Here is a 19,310-nt window from a genome sequence, read left to right as displayed (position 1 = left end):
CAGCGGCCGCAGCGTCGGTGACGCACCGGTGTGTGGACATGAGACCTCCTGGTCATCGGCGGAACCGGCATGGGACATGCCGGAACCGGCTAAGACGGTTCTAGCAGCTCCCGACCTCGGCGCGCAACCAGCTAAGATGGTTCTATGCGTGCTCAGTTCCCCGACTTCCGTCTCGGCAAGGTGCTGGCGACCAGCTTCACTGCGACCCTGACGGAGCGTCGCGGCAACGCTGTGGAACGCATTCCCACGCCGAACCGACTCGTCGACTGGCTGGCGGTGAGTGGCCTCGCCGTGGAGTCCTGCACCACCGCCCAGCTCGAACGCGCTCGGGAGCTGAGGGAATCGATTCACGCCGCCGCGACAGCGGCCGCGCGCCGCGACCCTCTCCCCGTGTCCGCAGTCCAGGTCATCAATGACCGCAGCACTCAAGGTCGGGCCGCGGCCATCTTGACGCCCGAGGGCAATCGGCAATGGCGACTCAGCTCGGCTTCCTCCGTGGAGGATGCCCTAGGCGTCATCGCCGCCGACGCGATCAGCATCATCACAGGCGAACGAGACGGAAAACTGGCCTTGTGCGCATCGCCAACCTGCCAGGCAGCCTTCTTCGACACCAGCCAAAGCCGCACCCGCAGATGGTGTGACATGAACACGTGCGGGAATCGTCAGAAGAAGGCGCGCTTCAATGCCCACAAGCACGAAAACCCCGGATCAGCACAGTAGAACGTAGTCATCTCGCTGCGGCTGCGTGCGCGACTACATTCACGTCACCCGACCTCGCCGACGCCCACCTGCTCGCGCTCGAGCACGCGAGTGCCGGTGAGCACCGGATCTACAAGCTCGGCAACGGCACCGGCTTCTCGGTCAAGCAGGTGATCCGCGTCCGTTGGTGGTGGCGACTGGCAGACTGAGGCGGTTGACCCGCTTCTGCCTGGAGTTGATGTGCAGTGCTGACACCGGCCCCGGTGATCCGCCCCGCCGCCGAGAACGATCTTGCCGCACTTCAAAAACTCGCTCGTCGCACGATCGACGCGCGCTACCGCTCGTTCCTGGGCGATGAGGCCGTCGATTGGTTCATCAGCAGCAGGGCATCGGATGATCACATCGAGTCGCACTTCCAGCAGGGGCACGTCCACTGCATGGAGGCAGAAGGGAACCTTGTGGGCCTCGCGATCCTCGATGGGCCCACGATCGACCTGATGATGATCGACGTCCGCTGCCAGCGTCAGGGCTTCGGCCGAGTTCTTCTCGCGCATGCCGAGGAGATGCTCTTCGCCCGGTACGAGGAACTCCGACTGGAAAGCTTCGCCGACAATCGCACCGCCAACGCGTTCTATGAGGCGTGCGGTTGGTCGGTGGTGGGCCCGTTGGAATCCGACGGACCAGCCAAGATCGAACTTGTGCGGCATCGCGGAGTAGCGGCCGTCTCCTGACGGTCAGCTTCCAGCGCCGGCGACGCCGCTCCGAGCACATGGCCGCCGAGGTCAGACCACTCAGTCCCCGCGGAGGCTGAGGGCGGGGCTGGGTACCACGACCTCGCCGGTCGCCCGCCCATCCTCCCCCAGCAGCCACCCCATCCGCTTGCGGGTCCGCAGCATGATCATGCTCTCGGTGAGGTCGAGCCATGGCAGCTTGTCGGCCAGCAGCCGCTCCAGCCGCACCATGTCGGTGGTCGAGTGCGCCCAGACCACGAACATGAAGTTGGTGTCGCCTGCCAGGGACGCGCACAGGCGCAGCTCCGGCAGGGTGGTCAGCGACCGCACGGTCCGGTCGGCCTCCTGCGGCGGAACGCGGCCGAACCAGGCGCACGCGAGCGGCCAGCGGGACCGGACCTGGGCGATCTCGCAGCGGAACGACAGCAGGTCCGAGGCCAGCAGCCGGGCCACCTGACGCCGCACGGTGGCGGGCTTGCGGCCGGTGATCCGCGCCAGGTCCGCCGCGCTGCGGCGGCCATCGTAGGCCAGCGCTTCCGCCAGGGGCCAGTAGGCGGCCGGCAGTGGAGCCGCCGCGGCGCCGGCCCGCGGCGCGGGCAGGGCGGCCTGCTGCTCGCGGTCGATCGCGTCCAGCCGCCACCGGCTGGCCTCGAAGTGGATCCCGGTCGCCACGCGCATGCGCACCCGCGTGACGCCGGGTACCGCGGGCAGGTCGTCGAGCACGAACCTGGACAGCTCGTCGTGCCCGGCGACCATCGCGGTCACGGTCAGGTCCCGTCCGGAGGCGACCTCTTCGACGGTCACCGCGCGCGGGTCGCGCACCAGCCATCCGATCACGGCTTCCCGTTCCGCGGGCACCACGTCGATGTCGACGAAGGCGACGGTGACCGAGTGCAGCTGGCGTCCCGGGTGGGCGGTGACCCACGCCAGCCCTCCGGAACGCAGCCTCTCCCAGCGGGTGGCCAGGGTGGTCGCGGTGGTGCCGAGCACGCGAGCGGCCTCCGCCCAGCTCACCCGCGGTGCGATCTGCAACGCGTGCAGCAGCGCCAGGTCCTGCTCGTCGATCCGAGAATTCACGAATCACCTCCTGCTGAGGGCCTGGATGCGCGAATCCTGCGATCTGCGCCGCGAATCCGCCCACGATCCCACACTCCCTGTCAATCAACGGCCGATGGCCCAGATCACACGGAGGTGTCGATGTCGGTGCACGAGGACGCGCGGACGATGCAGGGCGACCTGGCCGCGCTGCGCCACGCCCTGCACGCGGAGCCCGAGATCGGTCTGGAACTGCCCCGCACCCAGGAACGGGTCCTGGCCGAGCTCGACGGGCTGCCGCTGGAGCTGACGACCGGCACGCGCACGACGTCGGTGACCGGCGTGCTGCGCGGCGGTGACGGCCCGACCGTGCTGCTGCGCGCCGACATGGACGCGCTGCCGGTCCGAGAGAAGACCGGCCTGGAGTACTCCTCGCGCGTGCCGGACACCATGCACGCCTGCGGGCACGACCTGCACACGACCATGCTCGTCGGCGCCGCACGGCTGCTGTCCCAGCACCGGGAACGGCTCGGCGGCGACGTGGTGTTCATGTTCCAGCCCGGTGAGGAGGGCTGCGACGGCGCCGGAGTGATGCTGGGTGAGGGCGTCCTGCACGCCGCCGGCCGCAAGGTCGACGCCGCGTTCGGGATGCACGTCATGTCGGCGCAGATCCCGCACGGCCGGTTCATGACCCGGACCGGACCGATGCTCTCGGCGGCCGACGCGCTGAACGTGACGGTTCGCGGCGCGGGCGGTCACGGTTCGGCGCCGCACAGCGCGTGCGACCCGGTGACGGCCGTCAGCGAGATGGTCACGTCGTTGCAGACGATGGTGACCCGGCAGTTCGACATCTTCGACCCGGTGGTGATCACGGTCGGCTCGCTGCACGCCGGGACCGCCAACAACGTCATCCCGGACCTGGCCACGTTCGAGGCCACCGTGCGCACGTTCTCGCCGCTCGCGCGGGAGCGGGTCATGGAGTCCGCGCCCCGGCTGCTGCGTGGAATCGCCGCCGCGCACCGGGTCGAGGTGGACGTCGACTACGTGCCGGGTTACCCGCCGACCGTCACCGACGCCGACGAGACGGCATTCGCGGCCCGGACCGTCGAGGAGGTCTTCGGTCCGGAGCGGCACGCGACGCTCGCCGACCCGCTGACGGGTTCGGAGGACTTCTCCCGGGTGCTCGACGCTGTGCCCGGCAGCTTCGTCTGCCTCGGCGCGGTGCCCGCCGGCGTCGATCCGGCGCGGGCGGCGTTCAACCACTCGCCGCACGCGCACTACGACGACGCGGTGCTCGCCGACGGCGCCACCCTCTACGCCGAGCTCGCCCTCGCCCGGACAGGAGCGGCCGATGACTGAGAGCACCATCGTCGTCGCCAAGCCCGCGAGCAGGTCCCGAACCCTGCTCGGCACCGGCGTCGGCAACGCCCTCGAGTGGTACGACTGGGGCATCTACGCGGTGTTCGCCCCGTTCTTCGCGCAGCAGTTCTTCAACGCCGCCGACCCGTTCTCGGCCATCCTGTCGACCCTGGCCGTGTTCGCGGTCGGGTTCCTGGCCCGGCCGGTCGGCGCCTGGCTGTTCGGGCTGATCGCCGACCGCCAGGGGCGGCGGATGGCGATGACGCTGTCGGTGGGCGGTGCCGCGGTGGGCAGCCTGGCGATCGGGTTGTCACCCACCTACGCCGTCGTCGGCGCCGGGGCGTCGCTGATCCTGCTGACCGCGCGCCTGGTGCAGGGCCTGGCCCACGGTGGCGAGATGCCGTCGGCGCAGACCTACATCTCGGAGATGGCCCCGGCTCGCCGCCGCGGCATGTGGGCCAGCCTCATGTACTTCTCCGGAACGCTGGGAACGATCGCGGGAACCGGGGTCGGCGCGGTGCTCACGATGGTGCTGAGCACGCAGCAGATGAACAGCTGGGGATGGCGGCTCCCCTTCGTGCTCGGCGGGATTCTCGGTCTCTACGCGCTGGTGATGCGGCGGCGGATGAGCGAGACGGAGGTGTTCCGCACCGCGCGCACCGCCCGGGAACCGATGTGGGCCGCGATCGTGCGGCACCGCCGCCAGGCGCTGCAGGTGATCGGCATGACGGTCGGACTGACGGTCAGCTACTACGCCTGGGCGGTCTCCGCGCCGCAGTACGCGATCAGCGCGCGGGGCGTCGACCCGACCGGCGCGCTGTGGGCCGGGCTGCTGGCCAACGTCGTGTTCATCGCGGTCCTCCCGCTGTGGGGCGCGCTGGCCGACCGGATCGGGCGCAAACCGGTGATGCTCATCAGCGCCGGCGGGATGGCCTTGGCCATCTTCCCGCTGGACGGCATGATCGGCAGCAGCGCGGTGCGTCTGTTCGTGGCGATGTCGGTCGCGATGGTGCTGATCGCCGCGAGCGCGGCCATCGCCCCCGCGGTGTACTGCGAGATGTTCCCGACCCACATCCGCACCGTGGGAGTCGGCATCCCCTACGCCGTGGCCGTCGCGACGTTCGGCGGCACGGCACCGTACCTGCAGACCTGGGTCGGGCAGTCGTTCGGAGCCACGTGGTTCACCGGCTACATCGCGGCACTACTGCTCATCTCGGCCGTGATCGTGACGACGTTGCCCGAGACGCGCGGGCGCGAGCTCGACTGAACCGCACGGGTAGCCTTCAGCCGTCTTCCCTGGTGGGCAAGCCGTTCCTCGCACCGTCAACCACACCTGGCTGCTGACCGGGGCACGTGTGACCGTCGTCGGCTTCGGGTCAAACGGCAAGCTTCGAATCCGCCGCGATGAGCGCGACGGACTCCCCCACCGCGTCCAGCGCCGCTGCCCTTTCCTCGTCGGTCATGCGGGCCGGCCCCATAGGTGACCACGGGGTCCAGGACCGGAAGCCGACGAACTCGAGCATGCCGCGGTGGATGTGGAACAGGAAGTCGCTCAGCGATCCGAAAGCCCCACCAGGTCGGAACGACTCATTGGGCCCTCCGGTCGTCAGCAGCAGCATTGCTCGCTTCCCGGCCAGCGCCGCGTGGCCGATCGCGCGAACCTGCTCGGCTTGCGGCTTGAACGGGCCATCCACAGCTGCGAACTCATCGCGGTCCAGGAACGGAGCTCATCGTTCGGCATAGAGGTCGAGGACGTCAGGGCGGTGGGAGCGGTATCGCAGGCTCAGCCGGACTTCCGCTTCCGATAGGCCCTCTGTTGGCAGGCCCGCGAGCAGTATGCGCGGGTGCGGCCGGTGGACTGCCGCTCCACCGGCTCACCGCATTCCTGACACATTTCATCACGCATTTCATCACGCTTTCGAACCAGGAGCTCGATGCCGTCGAGCACCCGAGCCAAGCCGAACTCGAAGGGGTCCTCCGGCTCGTCGAAACCGCCCGCCTCCCACAGCGCGGTCAGGGTCGGGTAGCGGTCGAGCCGCGCGTACAGCGAGTCGCGGGCAGCCCACCACTCCTCGTGCCCCACCCCGCTGCTGCGCTCGGCCCGCGCGGCCTCCACCAGGACCGCCGCCTCGGCGTCGACGATGCGACCCACCAGGTTGACCGACGCGACCACCTCGGCCGGCGCGAGACCGGTCCCAGCCAGGATGCCCAGCACATACTCGTAGTGGGCCGTCCCATTGGGCCCCGGCAACTGACGGGTGCCGCGCACCTCCGCCAACCAAGGGTGCCGTTTGCGCAGTTCCCAACCTTTCCGCACCCACCCCTCCAGCCGGCTGCGCCAGCCGCCGCCCACCGGATCCTCCGGCGGGTCACCCAGCACCGCGTCGCACATCAGCTCCACCAGCGCGTCGCGGCCCGGGATGTGCCGGTACAGCGACATGCCGGTGAAACCCAGCCGCTCGGCGACCTTGCGCATGGACAGCCCGGACAGGCCTTCCTCATCGGCCACCTCGACGGCGGCGTGCACGATCCGGTCGAGACTCAGGACCCGCTTGGCGCCCCCGTCCCGCCACAGCAGCTCGACCACGAGATCGGGATCCCTCGGACTGCCTTGCGCCATCAGCCACCTCCGCGCTTATATTACAAGAAGTTTATGCCATAAGCATGGAGGCTGTGATCATGGCTGAGTTCTTCGTCTCCCCGACCGGGGACGATTCCGCTCCAGGCACTCTGGAGCGCCCGTTCGCCACGCTGGGCCGCGCACGGCATGCGGCCCGCGCCGAGGCCGGAGGGGTGGTCGTGCACCTCCGGGAGGGCATCCACGTGCTCACCGAGACCTTCGCACTCGACGAGGACGACTCGGGCCGCGACGGTCACCGGACCGTCTACCAGGCGTTCGGGTACGGTACCGACCAGCAGGAGCAGGCCGTGGTCAGCGGCGGCCGGGAGATCACCGGCTGGCGGGAGCGTGACGGGGTGTGGCTCGCCGAGGTCGGCGACCTCGACACCCGCCAGCTGCACGTCGACGGTCGCCGGGCTGAGCGCGCCGGCCTCGACGACCTCCCCGGCGAGGCGAAAAGGACCCCGACGGGCTACGTCACCGACACCACGGCCCCGCTCTCCTGGCAGGCCCCGACCGGAGTCGAGTTCGTCTACCGGGGCGTCTACCCGTGGACGGAGGCGCGCTGCGGCGTCGCGTCCGTCGTCCGCGACGGTGACTCCACCGCGATCACCATGGCGCAACCCGCCTTCTCCTGGGCCAACGACCTCTACAACTCCGCCTGGGACGGCGAGCTGATGTCGGGCCCATGCCTACCGACCCGGGTGGAGAACGATCCGGCCTTCCTCACCGAGCCCGGCACGTTCGTCCTGGACCGCTCCCGCCCCGGCAGGCACGTCCTGCACTACCGGCCCCGCCCCGGCGAGCATCCGCTGCGCACCCGGGTGGTCGCACCCGTGCTGGAGGTGCTGCTGAACGCGACCGGCACTCGCGACGTCTCCTTCCTCGGCTTGGTCTTCGCCGACGCCACCTGGCTCAGGCCCAGCGGAGAACGCGGCTTCCTGCACTACCACGGCAACGGCTACTACGACGGGGGCGGCGTCGAGAAGGTGGTGGTGGTCGAGGGAGAGGCATGGGTGACCGTGCCGACCGAGGCCGAGACGATCCCGGCCTGCGTGCGGCTCGATGCCACGACCGGAATGCGATTCGAGTGCTGCCGCTTCACCCGAATCGGAGCCACCGGACTCAGCGCGACCGACAGCGCCGGGACCACCGTGCACAGCTGCGACTTCGACAACCTCGCCGCCTCCGCCATCTCGGTCTCCGGCAGCCGCCACGTACTGATCGAGGACAACCTGGTTCAGCACGCCGGCCTGGACTACTCAGGCTCCCCCGGCATTGCCCTGCTGGACACGGAAAACTGCACCGTCTCGCACAACCGGATCTCCGACCTCCCCCACTGCGGCATCGTCGTAGGTCCCGGAAAGGGCGCCCGCATCCTGCGCAACCTCATCACCGACAGCATGATGACTCTGGCCGACGGCGGCGGCATCTACGTTTCCGGCCCGCAAGGAGACTCCCCGGACAACGGAGCGGTGGTCGCGGGCAACGTCATCAAGGACACCCGCACTCCCTACAACTTCGGCCTGTACACCGACTACGGGGCCGCATGGGTCACGGTGGAGGACAACGTGGTCGCCCGAGCCGACAGCACGGCCGTTCTCCAAGTCAGCCCGCCGCTGGAGAATGTGGTGTACCGCAACAACTTCTGGGACGCCGACCCGGTCGGCAGCGACGCCGTACCCGAGGGCGTCACCTACGAGAGCAACACGACCCTCGCCGACGAGACCGAGCTGGACGCGGCGACAGCGGCGACCCAGGCCCGTGCCGGGCTTCTGCGAGCGATGGCGACCTGCAGGTTCGTCGAGTAGCGGTAGTTCTTCGACGGTGCGGCCAGGCGGCGGTCCCGTGTGGGTACCAGGGTCCCGTCGACGATGGCCACCGAGTCGACCCGGCGCTTGCGCACCGGGGCCAACGCCAGCAACGGGCCCAGAGTGTCGACCACACGGTGCGCGGCCGAGTGCGAGACTCCGAACAACGGGCCGATCTGGCGCATCGTCAGGTTCGTCCGCCAGTACACCGCCACCAGCAACACGCGATCCTCCAGCCGCAGCCGCCACTGCCGACCAGGACGACCGTCCGCGATCGTCTCCCCACCCCGTCGGGCCACCACCGTGACCAGCTTCCGGAACTGCCTGGGCTCCAAGCCCGTGAACGGGGAAATCCACTCCGACCGCGCCGCCGAGATCACCTGCACGCCCACCATGATCACCGACGACCTTTCCCACCAAGATCACCGGGTTACGAGACAGCCTTTAGGCGGCACCGCGTCCGAGCCACACATATTCGCGCCCAGGAACGCCGGTTCCGAAGAAGTCAGGTTGTCGCGATGTAGACGGTGTTGGCTGACACGCCGCCGCCGTAAGGATTCGGGAAGGTGACGACATGGGCCTGCGAGGTGGCGAAGACTTCCGCGAGTGCGGAGTTGAACTCTTCGTCAGGAGGATCGTCGGACCAGAGCGCGAACACCCCACCCGGGTGCAGGTGCGCGCCGAGCCGCCGCAGCCCCTCGGTCGTGTAGAAACCGGCGTGGCTCGGATCCAGCACGTGCCGCGGTGAGTGGTCGATGTCGACGAGGATCGCGTGGAACCGCCGACCGGGTTCCACCGGGTCGAACCCGCCAACCGATCCGGCCATGGCGAAGAAATCACCGTGCACGAATCGATTTCGCGGATCTCTCGCCAGCGAAGCCGACAGCGGCAACAGCTCGCGCTGGTGCCACTCGATCACCTCCCCCAGGCCCTCGACGACGACCAGTGAACGCACCCGCGAGTCCTCGAGTACGGATCGCGCGGAATAGCCGAGCCCGAGGCCACCGACCACGACGTCGAAACCGGTACCCGCCAGCTCCGCCAGCCCCAGCCGAGCGAGTTCGACCTCGGCGACCGTGAACAGGCTCGACATCAGGTACTCGTCGTCGAGCTTGACCTCGTAAACATCCACGTCGAGCAACGGATCACGACGTCGTCGCAGACTGATCACGCCGATCGGCGTTTCCCGCCAGTCGATTTCCTCAAACCGCACACCCAATTGGTCCCTCCCATCCCACATCGTCCCAGACGCCGAACAACGTGGCGCGCTCGCTCTGCCCGGCGCGGGGGACCAACGGCCGATGCTTGACCACGCCGGCGACCAGATCGTGATCTCCTCCCAAGTGCGGGCGAACGCACTGCCCATCTCCGAGTACACCTCGGACATCACCGTTGACACGGAGGCTGTCAGGCGGAGGAAACAGGGGACATTCGGTATCCGTCCCCGTGCGAGACCACGCGACCGGCGGTGGGCGGCGGGAAGTGCGTGCCCAAGACGAGGGTGTCGGTGTCGGCGAGCGAGGCCAGCATCCGGCGTCGGGTGGCCTGGGACTGCACGGGGTCGATGTCGACGCATGAGCCGATGCCGGGGTGGGCGAACTGGACGGGGTGGTGGATGCAGTCGCCGGTGATCAGCGCGGTCTCGCCCTTGCTGGTCAGGTGGACGGCGAGGTGGCCGGGTGTGTGCCCCGGCGTGGGCAGCAGTCGCAGTCCCGAGGCGATCTCGATGCCTTCGGCGGGGATGTCGACGAGGTCGAGCAGACCTGCCTCCTCCACCGGGACCACGGAGTCGTCGAACATGTGCCGGCGCGACTCCTCCATGTCGTAGCCGGCCCAGAACTCTCGCTCGGTGCGGGAGGTGAGGTGCCGGGCGTGGCGGAAGGTGGGCACCCATGCCCCGTCCACCTGGCGCGTGTTCCACCCGACGTGGTCGGTGTGCAGGTGGCTGAGCAGGACCAGGTCGACGGTCTCCGGGGAGAACCCCGCCGCGCCCAGGTTGTGCAGGTAGCTGGTGCCGAGGTCGTGCCAGGCCGGGTTCGCCCGCGTCTTGCCGTTGCCGATGCCGGTGTCGACCACGACTCTCACCCCGTCGATCTCGAAGGCGAAGCTGTGGCTGTGCAGGCGCACGATGCCGTCCGGGCCCGCGAAGTCAGGGCGCAGCCACTCCTCGCGGTCCACCAGGTCCGTGGTGGCGTCGGGCAGCAGCCAGGGACCGGTCGCGGGAGGCAGGAGCACCTCGTCGATGCGATGGACGGTGACCTCGCCGACCGTCCAGGAGGGCGGGGTGGAGGCAGAGGCGTCGGCAGCAGTGTTCGGGGCAGTACTCATGGTCGTTGGTTTCCTTTGGTGAGCGTCGCCGCCCGCCGCAGAGGAGGCGCAGGGCATGAGACACCTTCCATAAAAGCTACGTGTTTGCTTTAAGGCACCGTATCCCCTAGGCTCAACTAAAGCAAACGATTAGCTTTAGGGTGCCGTCCCGCGGCGCCACGGCCGATCAGGTCCGCCCGCGTCCAGCCCTGCCACGAAGGGACGACCATGCCCGCTGCCGAACTCACACCCGCGGAGGCGGCCCGCCTGACCGCCCGCGCGGATCTGCCGCTCGACGGTGGCCGCCACGCCGGCGTGGCGGCCACCGCCAACCACATCCACTCCGTCGTGTCCGTCCTGCGGGAACTGGACTTCGGTGACACCCCGCCCGCCTCCGCCTACCGCGCGCAGGAGGAGAACACCGAGGACGAGATCACGCGAAAGGCGGACTCCGATGCCGCTGTCTGACCTGACCCTCGCCGAAGCCTCAGACGCGATCCGGCAACGCCGCTTGTCCCCGGTCGAGCTGGTCGATGCGGTCCTCGACCGCATCGACCAGGTGGAACCCCGTCTGCATGCCTACGTGGCGGTGGAGGCGGGGCAGGCGCGCCGCGCGGCCCGCGCCGCCGAACGCGAGGTCCTCGCCGGCCGGGTCCGCAGTCCGCTGCACGGTGTCCCCATGGGCTTGAAGGACCTCATCGACGTGGCGGGTACGGCGACCACCGCCAGCTCCCACGTCCGCGCCGGTCACCGCGCCGACTCCGACAGCGCGGTGGCCGCACGGCTGAAGACGGCCGGCGCGGTCCTGCTCGGCAAGACCCACACCCACGAGTTCGCGTTCGGCCTCACGACACCGCAGACCAACAACGCCTGGGACCAGGCGCGCGTGGCCGGCGGCTCCAGCGGAGGATCGGCCGTGGCCGTCGCGGCGGGCGCCGCCGTCTTCGCTCTCGGTACCGACACCGGCGGCTCGATCCGCGTACCCGCCTCGCTCAACGGGGTCGTCGGCCTCAAGCCCACCTACGGCCTCGTCCCCCGCCACGGCGTGACGTCGCTGTCCTGGTCGCTCGACCACGTCGGCCCGATCACCCGCACCGTCGAAGACGCCTCCCTCGTCCTGTCCGTCCTGGCCGGACACGATCCGCGGGACCCCGCGTCCCTGCACACCCCCGACACCGACTACCGGCCGAGCCGCGGCAGCGACCTGACCGGGCTGCGCGTCGGGGTGCCGCGCAACTACTACTTCGACCACGTCGATCCGGAGGTGGAGGCCGCGGTCCGCGCCGCCATCGACCGGCTCGCCGAGCTCGGCGCCCGCCTCGTCGACGTCAAGATCCCGATGACCCGCTACATCCAGGCCACCCAGTGGGGCCTGATGGTCCCCGAGGCCACCGCCTACCACGAGCGGAGCCTGCGGACCGTGCCGGACCTCTACAACGCGGACGTCCGCGCACTGCTGGAAGCCGGAGAGCTGACGAGCGCCGGAGACTACCTGCGCGCCCAGCGTGCCCGGACACTGATGCGGCGGGAATGGGCACGCCTGCTCGACGGGGTCGACGTGATCGCCGCCCCGACGGTCCCGACCACCGCGGTGCCGGCCGACCAGGAGATCCTCACCTGGTTCGACGGCACAGCCGAGGCCGTCAGCGACGCCTACGTGCGGCTCAGCGCTCCCGCCAACATCACCGGCATTCCCTCGCTGTCCGTACCGGTGGGCCACGACTCGGCGCACATGCCGATCGGCATGCAACTGCTCGGACGCCCTCGCTCCGAGACCGTGCTCCTGCGCGTCGGACACGCCTACGAGCGGACGCAACCTGCCCCGGTACTCGCACCCGTGGCCTGCTCCCCCGCCTGAAGCAATCGCTTCGCTTTAAGGTGGTGCCATGAGTCGCAAGCCGATGGTTCGCCCGGGTGGGCGCAGTGCCCGGGTCCAGGAATCGGTGCACCGAGCCGTACGCGACCTGATGGCGGAATCGGGCCGGGAGGCCCTGACCGTGCCCCAGGTCGCGGCCCGGGCCGGGGTCACGCCGTCGACGGTATACCGACGATGGGGCGATTTGCAGGAGCTGCTGTCGGACGTGGCCGTGGAACGGCTGCGCCCCGAGGCACCTCCGGAGGACCACGGCTCCCTGGCCGCCGACCTGGCGGCGTGGGCCGAGCTCTTCCTCGACGAGATGGCCTCGCCCGCGGGCCGCTCGTACATCCGCGACGCACTGCTCGGCGACCCGGACGGCAGCAACGCCGGGCAGTGTTCGGCCTACGCCGCCGAACAGATCAGTGCCGTCCTCGCCCGCGCCACCGACCGCGGAGAGGCAGCACCCGAGGTCGAGACGGTCATCGACGGGGTCGTCGCGCCCATCATGTACCGCATCCTGTTCCGCCCGACCGGGATCGACGACGAGTACGCGCGTCTCCTCGTGACGGAAGTCCTCGCCTCGAACGGCGGCGAGGACCGGTAGCGGCCGGTCGCCGGTCCCGCCCCACACAGCACCCCCGGATGCGGGACCGGCTTAGTGAATGTACAGTCACTCACCATGGCGACAGGTTCGAGGTCGACAGCCGAGGAACGCCGACGTGCGGTCATCCGCAGCGCGGTGACCGTGTTCGCGCGCTCGGGATATGCCACCAGTCCGGTCACCCAGGTGGGCGATCACGCCGGCATCTCCTCGGCGTATGTCATGAAGCTGTTCCCGCGCAAGGTCGACCTGTTCGCCGCGGCGATCGACGACTGCTACGACCGCATCGTCGGCACGCTCGAGGAAGCGGCAGATGAGGCCGGACACGCGAAGACCACTGAGATCCTCGACCGCATGGGAGCGCGGTACGCCGAGTTGATCGCCGATCGCGACCTGTTGCTGCTCCAGGTGCAGGCGCTGGCCTCGACCCAGATCCCGGAGGTCGCCACGGCCGTCCGCGACGGCGTCGCGAGGATCACCTCACTGACCATGTCCAGAGCACGAGCCGACGCGGGCCAGGCTCAGGAATTCATCGCACGCGGCCAGTTGTGCCACCTGCTGACCGCAATCGACGCGTTCGACACCGACGCCCACTGGGCAGCCGCACTCACGACCGGCATCCGGCACAGTCCGGCCTCCTGACCCGCGCGGCGGTTCCACGCCCCACCGACGAAATCAACAAAACGGAAACGACCTGCCCTCAAAAGTGAATGACCAGTCACTTACAATCTGCGAAGGATCGATGACCATGACCACCGGTGAACTGCACGTCGTGCTCGGCGCGGGACCCGCAGGAACGACCATTGTGGACGAGCTGCTCGCACGTGGACTCGAGGTACGACACGTCAATCGCAGTCCGGTCAACAACGCCCCCGACGGAGTCGAGACCGTGGAGGCCGACGTGTCCCTCCTCGACCAGGCCGTCGCCGCGACCGAAGGCGCCGCGGCGATCTACCACGCCGTCAACGTGCCGTACCACCTCCAGGTCGACCTGATGCCGGGCATCGGCCAGGCGGTGCTCACCGCCGCCGGCCGACACGATGCCCGGCTCGTGGTGCTCGACACGCTCTACCCGTACGGCGAGGCGGACGGCGCGGCGATCACGGAGGACACCCCCTGGGCGGCGACGAGCCGCAAGGGCCGGATGCGCGCCGCGCTGGACCAGACCTACTTGGATGCGCACCGCGCGGGCGAAGTCCGGGTCGCGCTGGGGCGCTCCGCCGACTTCTACGGTCCGCGCGTGCTGAACTCCACCCTCGGCGCGACGTTCTTTCCCGCCGTGCTGACCGGAGAGCCCGCGCTCGGGTTCGGCGACATCACGCTGCCGCACAGCTACTCCTACCTGCCGGACGTCGCCCGCGGCCTCGTTGATCTCGGCACCACCACCGCCGAAGGCGCGACCGGCCGGGTGTGGCACCTGCCCACGGTGCCCGCGGTCAGCACCGAGCACATCCACGGCCTCGTCGAGCAGATCATCGGCAGGCGCGTCACCGCACACGTACTCGACCGGCCCGCCACCGTCGGCCCGTTCGACGAGCAGTTCATGAACGAGTACGCCGAGATCTTCTACCAGCACCTCATCCCGCAGAACATGGTGTCGGCAGCGTTCGAGCGGTTCTTCGGCCGGCAGCCCACCCCACTCGTGAACGGACTGCGCGCCACCATCGACTGGTATGAAGACTTCCTGTCCGCGCGGTAACCCGGCCTCCCGCGGGAAGGACCCGTCGCGGTGGGGGCGAAGAGCATCGAGAGCGCCCCCGCCCGCCGCCATGACGCGGGCTCGCGGATCAGAAGACCCTGTCGGCGTTCTTGCCGTCGGCAGCCTTCAACCCGAGCATCGCGAGCAGTTCCTCGCAGTCGACGGCGTCGTAAGCGTGGTCGGCGACGGTGCGTGCGGCTCTACCGCTTTGAATGGCTTCGTGAATCAGACCGTTGGAGCGGGCTTCGGCGAAGCTTCCCTGCTCGCGCGCTGCACCGGCCTCTCGTGCCCAGGTCATGCGGTCCCTCCTCTCGTCCCGCCGGCCGCGGAACGGCCAGGCGGGCATCACGATCGGGATCCGTGCGACGCGAATGGCTCGTGAGCGACTCCCGCAGCGCAGACCGTCCGCGGGGAACAATCCCGCGAAGCCTGTTCAGTATCGCACCCCCATCGTCGCCACCACCAGGACGCTCCCTCTAGCCCTGGCACATGGGTGGTCACGACGGCCGGCCTGATCGAGAGGCACCTGTGATCACCACGTCCGACGGTGTCCGCATGGCATCAAGGCGGGGCGCATGCGGTGATGCTGGCGCACGGCATCACCGCTGATCTCGCCGAGCAAGGACTGTTCCCGGATCTGGCCGACCGACTTGCGGCTGCGGGGTTCTCGGTGCTGCGATTCTCCTTCCGCGGGCACGGCCGCAGCGAGGGCAAGCCCTGCGACATGACGATCGCAGGAGAGCGCTTGGACTTGCACACGGCCGTGGAGTCGGTGGGGCGCCCGGTGCCGGTCGTGGCGTCGAGCTTCGGAGCGGTGAGCACCACGCTGTCGCTGGGCGAGTTGCCCATTCGATCGCTGGTGCTGTGGCAGCCGGTGCTCGATCTGCGCCGCACGTTCCTCGAACCGGAGCTTCCACGCGGACGAAAGCTCCACGGCGATCGGACATCCCTGCGGCAGCAGGGCTTCCTCGACATCGAGGGACGATTCGAGCTGGGCACCCGGCTCTTCGAGGAGTTCGCCGAGCTCGACCCGCGGGCCGCCTTCCTCGCGAGCGATGGCCCCGCGCTCGTCGTGCACGGTGATGCGGAGCGACGAGGTTCGCCGGGACGGGAACGGAACAGTGCGGACCCCCGGCCCCTCTCTGTCCCGCGCCCACAGGTCGCGAACCGTTGAGCGATCAGGCCGCCAGCGGACGCGCAACGTCAAACTGACCGCGATCGAAGAGCCGGCGAAGAGACTCGAGTACGGCCTGTTCAGGCTCATACCGCGGCGCGTACCCCAGGAGCGACTTGGCCTTCTCGACCGTGAAACACTGGCTGCGGTGCAGATGCCCCCCAGCTCGCCTCGACGTACTCCGGCGTCGTGATCTCGCGGAACCGACCCCACGTCACCGATTCCACCGTGCCGGTCTGACCGAACCACGCCGCGGCGATGTCCGCGTACCCACGGACGCTGAGCGCGCTCGGCGCGAGGATGTTGAAATCCTCTCCCGCGGCCGCGCCACGACGCCCGATGGCCAACTCGAAGGCTTGGGCGACGTCGTCCGCGTGCACGTGGTGCATCATCTCGCTGCCGCTTCCGGGGACCTGCAGCGGCCGGCCTGCTGAGAGGGTGCGCCAGACGGCGGGGGCGAAGTTCCCGAGCGGGCCGATCGGAAACCAGCCCGGTCCGACGATGTGACCGGGGTGCAGAGAGGTGGTGACCAGCCCACCGGAGGCGGTCTCCTCCTTCAGCATCCGTGCGATGCGTTCCTTCTGGATGCCGTACTCGTCGAACGGGGGCGCGGCCGACTCGGCGCCCTCGGCGATCGGCAGCTTGCGGCTCGGCCCTTACCGCCAGATCGAGCCGCAGTGCAGCAGTTGCCCGACCTGCCCGCGGAGGGCTTCCACCAACGCGGTAGCCGACTCGAAGGTGAAGCAGACCAAGTCAACGACGACATCCGGATTCGACGTGAGCACCGTGTCACCGAAGACGCCGTCGGTGTCCTCCTGCTGCAAGCCGAACTCGCCACGAAAGTGATGCTCAGCCCCGACGGGAAGACGCTCGCCGGCCTGGGCGCCGACAAGTTCCGACCTCTCGTGTGGGACATGACCACACGCACTCGAAGCCCGGACGAAGCCCCCACAGACGTGATCATTGATCTCGCGTTCTCCCCGGTTGACCAGTCGCTTTACCTCGCACACCAAGATGGCAGCATCGCCCGCCGCACTAGGGACATGCTTGGGGAAATCCAGCAGATCCCTGCCGACATGTCGCGGCCGTTCTACACGGTCACGATCAGCAGCACCGGCACCATTGCCACGACCACCATCGACGACTCCATCCTGCTCTGGGACACCAATCGGCTGCCCGCCGCTGCGAACCCCGCTGTCTCCGATCTGGTTTTCACCCACGACGGACGACAGCTCCTCGGATCCACCACGAGCTTCCGACACATCACCAGCTGGCCACAGGACCACCTCCGCCGCAGCAGAACCACACCACTGCTCCCAAGCTTCCCCGCTCTGGAGTTCGCGGGATTCAGCGGAGACGGGCGCCGCGTCATCGCCACCAAAACATCCTGGGAAGAGCAGGAAATCGCCAGGATCGTCGTGGCCGATGCGACGACCCACGCACCACTCACTGACCTCCCCACAAACGACCGGTACCTCGCGGTCAACGGCGGCGCCACGCTCATGGCCACCGATGCGGGAGACTGTCCGGACGTCCACATATGGGACCTCAACGGCGACCAGCCTCGTATGGTCAGGACGATCAGCCACCCCGGCAGCAAGTTCACCAACTCCGCCGCGTTCAGTGCTGACGGACACCATCTGGTAACCACCACCGACACGAGAAACCGTTTATTGTGGAGTCTCGGGGAAGCGGAGACGACGATGGTGCGGTTACCCAGAGACGACAGTTCCACCGGGCTGCCCGCGCCCGCATTCTCCCCGGACGGCCGTCTCCTCACCTTGCCCACACCGACCGGCATCTCCTTGTGGGACACCACGACCAACACCACCATCGGCCAACTGCCCGGCCGAGAGCAGCCCGCCCTCGCCTTCAGCCCCGACGCACAACGCCTCGCCGTCAGCAACCCGGACAACTCGATCACCATCTGGAACGTCCCAGACCAGACCGAGTGGGCCACCCTCACCGCACCAGCGTCCACGAGTCCCAACTCGATCGCGGCACTGGCATGGAACCCCTCCGGAACAAGCCTGGCCGCCGGAAGCGGCACCGTCAGCGTGTGGACCACCGACACCAAACACGCCAACACCACCCTCTGCTACACACTCACCCACAACTTCCCTGACCAAGCCCATCCCCTGCCCGCAGCCTGCTCTTCCTAAAGGACGCAAGCGGGCAGCCGGCACGCAGATTTCGAGCCGTCCGCAACGTTCTGACCATCGAACCGAAGGACACCCGATGACCAAGAACAACCACTACCTGGCTGGAGCGCCGTGCTGGGTCGACACGCTGCAGCCCGACCCGCGCGCAGCGCTGCACTTCTACGGCCCGTTGTTCGGCTGGAGCTTCGACGACGCCACGCCAATGCCAGCTGGGCTCGGCGAAGGCGAGTACTTCACGGCACGCCTGGGCGAGCACCGCGTGGCCGGGATCGGTCAGGCGCCTCCCGCATCCCCGGCAACGTGGATGACGCACGTCGGCGTCGACGACATCGCGTTGGCGATCGTCCGGGCCGAAGCAGCCGGAGGCACGCCCCTCGTCCGGCCGACGGACGCCGGCTCCGACGGGCGCCTCGCGGTGCTCACGGATTCCACCGGCGTCCCGTTCTGCCTGTGGCAGGCCGGCGAGCGCACCGGCGCAGAGCTGGTCGGTGAACCCGGCACCTGGGCGATGAGCTCGTTGCACAGCACCGACCCCGAGCAAGCGCAGGGCTTCTACGGCGCCGCGTTCGGCTGGGAGCCCGAGCCGGTTCCGGGCGCACCGTTTTCCAAGTGGCGACTCGCAGGCCGAGTCGTCGCCGTCCTGACCGCTACCGACGGCGTCGCAGTTCCGCCGCACTGGAGCGTCAACTTCGCCGTCCGCGACGCCGACGCGATCGCCGAGCATGCCACCTCGCTGGGCGGGAAGGTCCTGATGGCACCATTCGACACACCTGGCTTCCGCAACGCGGTCATCACCGACCCGCAGGGCGGAGTTATCGCCGTCAGCGCCCCCGCCTGAGCGCGGCGGGCCCGGCGGCAGTGGGAGGTCGGCCCACTACCCCGGCCGTCGCCATGTGGCCACAGGTGTGACAACCGGGAAGACATTGCGGCCGCGGTAGTCGATCCAGTCGAACGCTCGTGGGCGGCCACCGCGCCAGCCGCACCGTTTTCGGTTTCCCTGCTGGTCTGCAAGCTCAGGCGAACAGCGGTAACTCGCTCACAGACGCACTCATGATCAACAGCATCGGGAGCGGGCGCGGTCGATGTACCCGGAACGTCGTCAAGTTCATCCGCTCAGCCGAGCTACCGCGGCTCTGCGCGCCTGATCCCAGCGGCTCCGGGCTCCTGTGCGATTGCTGGGAGTGGCTGAGTGGCGCCCAACGCGCGGTTACGGGACGCGAGGCTCCGGCGCCGCGTGACTCCGACCGCGCTCGC

20 protein-coding genes and 2 pseudogenes are annotated in these 19,310 nt (G+C 69.0%); 14 read left to right on the top strand and 8 right to left on the bottom strand.

Features of this window, described 5'->3' with window-relative positions; all coding sequences use genetic code 11:
- The first annotated feature begins 144 nt into the window (after positions 1-144).
- The 3 genes and pseudogenes from HUO13_RS15330 to HUO13_RS15325 all read left to right on the top strand — a co-directional run bounded on the left by HUO13_RS15330 (position 145) and on the right by HUO13_RS15325 (position 1,430).
- Positions 145-720, top strand: a complete 576-nt coding sequence (locus HUO13_RS15330) for a CGNR zinc finger domain-containing protein (protein ID WP_211902011.1) — start codon at positions 145-147, stop codon at positions 718-720.
- A 25-nt stretch (positions 721-745) separates the two neighbouring features.
- Positions 746-875: pseudogene (locus HUO13_RS37435) on the top strand (NAD-dependent epimerase/dehydratase family protein); the annotation flags it as partial.
- A 69-nt stretch (positions 876-944) separates the two neighbouring features.
- Positions 945-1,430: a GNAT family N-acetyltransferase gene (locus tag HUO13_RS15325; RefSeq protein WP_211902010.1), complete on the top strand. Its 486-nt coding sequence runs from the start codon at positions 945-947 to the stop codon at positions 1,428-1,430.
- Between the two features lie 60 nt (positions 1,431-1,490).
- Here HUO13_RS15325 and HUO13_RS15320 read toward each other — a convergent pair whose 3' ends face one another.
- Complete coding sequence (locus tag HUO13_RS15320) at positions 1,491-2,507, bottom strand: Lrp/AsnC family transcriptional regulator (RefSeq protein ID WP_211902009.1); 1,017 nt, start codon at positions 2,505-2,507, stop codon at positions 1,491-1,493.
- A 120-nt stretch (positions 2,508-2,627) separates the two neighbouring features.
- Between HUO13_RS15320 and HUO13_RS15315 the strand changes: the two genes are divergently transcribed.
- Both HUO13_RS15315 and HUO13_RS15310 read left to right on the top strand, forming a co-directional pair.
- Positions 2,628-3,824 (top strand): M20 metallopeptidase family protein, encoded by a 1,197-nt coding sequence (locus HUO13_RS15315; protein ID WP_211902008.1) that lies wholly within the window; start codon positions 2,628-2,630, stop codon positions 3,822-3,824.
- A complete protein-coding gene (locus tag HUO13_RS15310) occupies positions 3,817-5,091 on the top strand; it encodes an MFS transporter (protein WP_211902007.1) in 1,275 nt (424 codons plus the stop codon). The genes HUO13_RS15315 and HUO13_RS15310 overlap by 8 nt, the downstream gene beginning before the upstream one ends.
- 109 nt (positions 5,092-5,200) lie before the next feature.
- Here HUO13_RS15310 and HUO13_RS15305 read toward each other — a convergent pair whose 3' ends face one another.
- Together HUO13_RS15305 and HUO13_RS15300 are read right to left on the bottom strand one after the other, a co-directional pair.
- On the bottom strand, positions 5,201-5,518 hold the full coding sequence (locus tag HUO13_RS15305; protein WP_282976613.1) for an NAD(P)H-dependent oxidoreductase: 318 nt from the start codon (positions 5,516-5,518) through the stop codon (positions 5,201-5,203).
- An 89-nt stretch (positions 5,519-5,607) separates the two neighbouring features.
- Positions 5,608-6,411, bottom strand: coding sequence for a TetR/AcrR family transcriptional regulator (locus HUO13_RS15300; RefSeq protein WP_249124852.1), 804 nt, complete (start codon positions 6,409-6,411; stop codon positions 5,608-5,610).
- 92 nt (positions 6,412-6,503) lie between these two features.
- On the opposite strand from HUO13_RS15300, the gene HUO13_RS15295 reads away from it, so the two are divergent.
- Complete coding sequence (locus HUO13_RS15295; RefSeq protein ID WP_249124850.1) at positions 6,504-8,255, top strand: right-handed parallel beta-helix repeat-containing protein; 1,752 nt, start codon at positions 6,504-6,506, stop codon at positions 8,253-8,255.
- Here HUO13_RS15295 and HUO13_RS15290 read toward each other — a convergent pair.
- The 3 genes and pseudogenes from HUO13_RS15290 to HUO13_RS15280 all read right to left on the bottom strand — a co-directional run.
- A pseudogene (locus tag HUO13_RS15290) lies at positions 8,228-8,650 on the bottom strand (helix-turn-helix domain-containing protein); the annotation flags it as partial. The gene HUO13_RS15295 and the pseudogene HUO13_RS15290 overlap by 28 nt on opposite strands.
- Before the next feature lie 110 nt (positions 8,651-8,760).
- Positions 8,761-9,621 carry a spermidine synthase gene (locus tag HUO13_RS15285; RefSeq protein ID WP_249124848.1) on the bottom strand — a complete coding sequence of 287 codons (861 nt, stop codon included), beginning with the start codon at positions 9,619-9,621 and terminating at the stop codon, positions 8,761-8,763.
- Between the two features lie 41 nt (positions 9,622-9,662).
- On the bottom strand, positions 9,663-10,583 hold the full coding sequence (locus HUO13_RS15280; RefSeq protein WP_211902004.1) for an MBL fold metallo-hydrolase: 921 nt from the start codon (positions 10,581-10,583) through the stop codon (positions 9,663-9,665).
- A gap of 207 nt (positions 10,584-10,790) precedes the next feature.
- Here HUO13_RS15280 and HUO13_RS15275 point away from each other — a divergent pair, with 207 nt between their 5' ends.
- The 5 genes from HUO13_RS15275 to HUO13_RS15255 all read left to right on the top strand — a co-directional run bounded on the left by HUO13_RS15275 (position 10,791) and on the right by HUO13_RS15255 (position 14,720).
- Positions 10,791-11,030, top strand: coding sequence for a hypothetical protein (locus tag HUO13_RS15275; RefSeq protein ID WP_211902003.1), 240 nt, complete (start codon positions 10,791-10,793; stop codon positions 11,028-11,030).
- Positions 11,017-12,420, top strand: coding sequence for an amidase (locus HUO13_RS15270; protein WP_211902002.1), 1,404 nt, complete (start codon positions 11,017-11,019; stop codon positions 12,418-12,420). Before HUO13_RS15275 ends, HUO13_RS15270 begins: the two co-directional genes overlap by 14 nt.
- A 28-nt stretch (positions 12,421-12,448) precedes the next feature.
- Positions 12,449-13,024, top strand: coding sequence for a TetR/AcrR family transcriptional regulator (locus tag HUO13_RS15265; RefSeq protein WP_211902001.1), 576 nt, complete (start codon positions 12,449-12,451; stop codon positions 13,022-13,024).
- A 135-nt stretch (positions 13,025-13,159) separates the two neighbouring features.
- On the top strand, positions 13,160-13,663 hold the full coding sequence (locus HUO13_RS15260) for a TetR/AcrR family transcriptional regulator (protein WP_211902000.1): 504 nt from the start codon (positions 13,160-13,162) through the stop codon (positions 13,661-13,663).
- 106 nt (positions 13,664-13,769) lie between these two features.
- Positions 13,770-14,720: an NAD-dependent epimerase/dehydratase family protein gene (locus tag HUO13_RS15255; protein WP_249124846.1), complete on the top strand. Its 951-nt coding sequence runs from the start codon at positions 13,770-13,772 to the stop codon at positions 14,718-14,720.
- A gap of 88 nt (positions 14,721-14,808) precedes the next feature.
- Here the strand turns inward: HUO13_RS15255 and HUO13_RS15250 are convergent, their stop codons facing one another.
- Entirely contained in the window at positions 14,809-15,018 is a 210-nt protein-coding gene (locus HUO13_RS15250; RefSeq protein ID WP_211903428.1) for a hypothetical protein, read from the bottom strand.
- 249 nt (positions 15,019-15,267) lie between these two features.
- On the opposite strand from HUO13_RS15250, the gene HUO13_RS15245 reads away from it, so the two are divergent.
- Positions 15,268-15,894: an alpha/beta fold hydrolase gene (locus tag HUO13_RS15245; RefSeq protein WP_211901998.1), complete on the top strand. Its 627-nt coding sequence runs from the start codon at positions 15,268-15,270 to the stop codon at positions 15,892-15,894.
- A gap of 86 nt (positions 15,895-15,980) precedes the next feature.
- On the opposite strand, the gene HUO13_RS15240 is transcribed toward HUO13_RS15245, so the two are convergent.
- Positions 15,981-16,466: an NAD-dependent epimerase/dehydratase family protein gene (locus tag HUO13_RS15240; RefSeq protein WP_349253381.1), complete on the bottom strand. Its 486-nt coding sequence runs from the start codon at positions 16,464-16,466 to the stop codon at positions 15,981-15,983.
- 105 nt (positions 16,467-16,571) lie between these two features.
- Here HUO13_RS15240 and HUO13_RS15235 point away from each other — a divergent pair, with 105 nt between their 5' ends.
- On the top strand, positions 16,572-18,056 hold the full coding sequence (locus tag HUO13_RS15235) for a WD40 repeat domain-containing protein (RefSeq protein WP_211901997.1): 1,485 nt from the start codon (positions 16,572-16,574) through the stop codon (positions 18,054-18,056).
- A 76-nt stretch (positions 18,057-18,132) separates the two neighbouring features.
- Positions 18,133-18,894: a VOC family protein gene (locus HUO13_RS15230; protein WP_211901996.1), complete on the top strand. Its 762-nt coding sequence runs from the start codon at positions 18,133-18,135 to the stop codon at positions 18,892-18,894.
- Positions 18,895-19,310: the final 416 nt, after the last annotated feature.

This window comes from Saccharopolyspora erythraea (genome assembly GCF_018141105.1).
GTDB lineage: Bacteria > Actinomycetota > Actinomycetes > Mycobacteriales > Pseudonocardiaceae > Saccharopolyspora_D > Saccharopolyspora_D erythraea_A.
The sequence above is the reverse complement of the archived record's forward strand: the minus strand, read 5'-3'. Positions and strand labels throughout refer to the sequence as shown.

What these genes read in the sequence shown, in the direction of transcription:
- HUO13_RS15295 (WP_249124850.1), top strand. Translation starts at nt 6,504, where the DNA reads ATGGCTGAGTTCTTCGTCTCCCCGACCGGGGACGATTCCGCTCCAGGC.
- HUO13_RS15315 (WP_211902008.1), top strand. Translation starts at nt 2,628, where the DNA reads ATGTCGGTGCACGAGGACGCGCGGACGATGCAGGGCGACCTGGCCGCG.
- HUO13_RS15310 (WP_211902007.1), top strand. Translation starts at nt 3,817, where the DNA reads ATGACTGAGAGCACCATCGTCGTCGCCAAGCCCGCGAGCAGGTCCCGA.
- HUO13_RS15255 (WP_249124846.1), top strand. Translation starts at nt 13,770, where the DNA reads ATGACCACCGGTGAACTGCACGTCGTGCTCGGCGCGGGACCCGCAGGA.
- HUO13_RS15250 (WP_211903428.1), bottom strand. Translation starts at nt 15,018, where the DNA reads ATGACCTGGGCACGAGAGGCCGGTGCAGCGCGCGAGCAGGGAAGCTTC.
- HUO13_RS15230 (WP_211901996.1), top strand. Translation starts at nt 18,133, where the DNA reads ATGACCAAGAACAACCACTACCTGGCTGGAGCGCCGTGCTGGGTCGAC.
- HUO13_RS15280 (WP_211902004.1), bottom strand. Translation starts at nt 10,583, where the DNA reads ATGAGTACTGCCCCGAACACTGCTGCCGACGCCTCTGCCTCCACCCCG.
- HUO13_RS15330 (WP_211902011.1), top strand. Translation starts at nt 145, where the DNA reads ATGCGTGCTCAGTTCCCCGACTTCCGTCTCGGCAAGGTGCTGGCGACC.
- HUO13_RS15265 (WP_211902001.1), top strand. Translation starts at nt 12,449, where the DNA reads ATGAGTCGCAAGCCGATGGTTCGCCCGGGTGGGCGCAGTGCCCGGGTC.
- HUO13_RS15285 (WP_249124848.1), bottom strand. Translation starts at nt 9,621, where the DNA reads ATGGGCAGTGCGTTCGCCCGCACTTGGGAGGAGATCACGATCTGGTCG.
- HUO13_RS15275 (WP_211902003.1), top strand. Translation starts at nt 10,791, where the DNA reads ATGCCCGCTGCCGAACTCACACCCGCGGAGGCGGCCCGCCTGACCGCC.
- HUO13_RS15270 (WP_211902002.1), top strand. Translation starts at nt 11,017, where the DNA reads ATGCCGCTGTCTGACCTGACCCTCGCCGAAGCCTCAGACGCGATCCGG.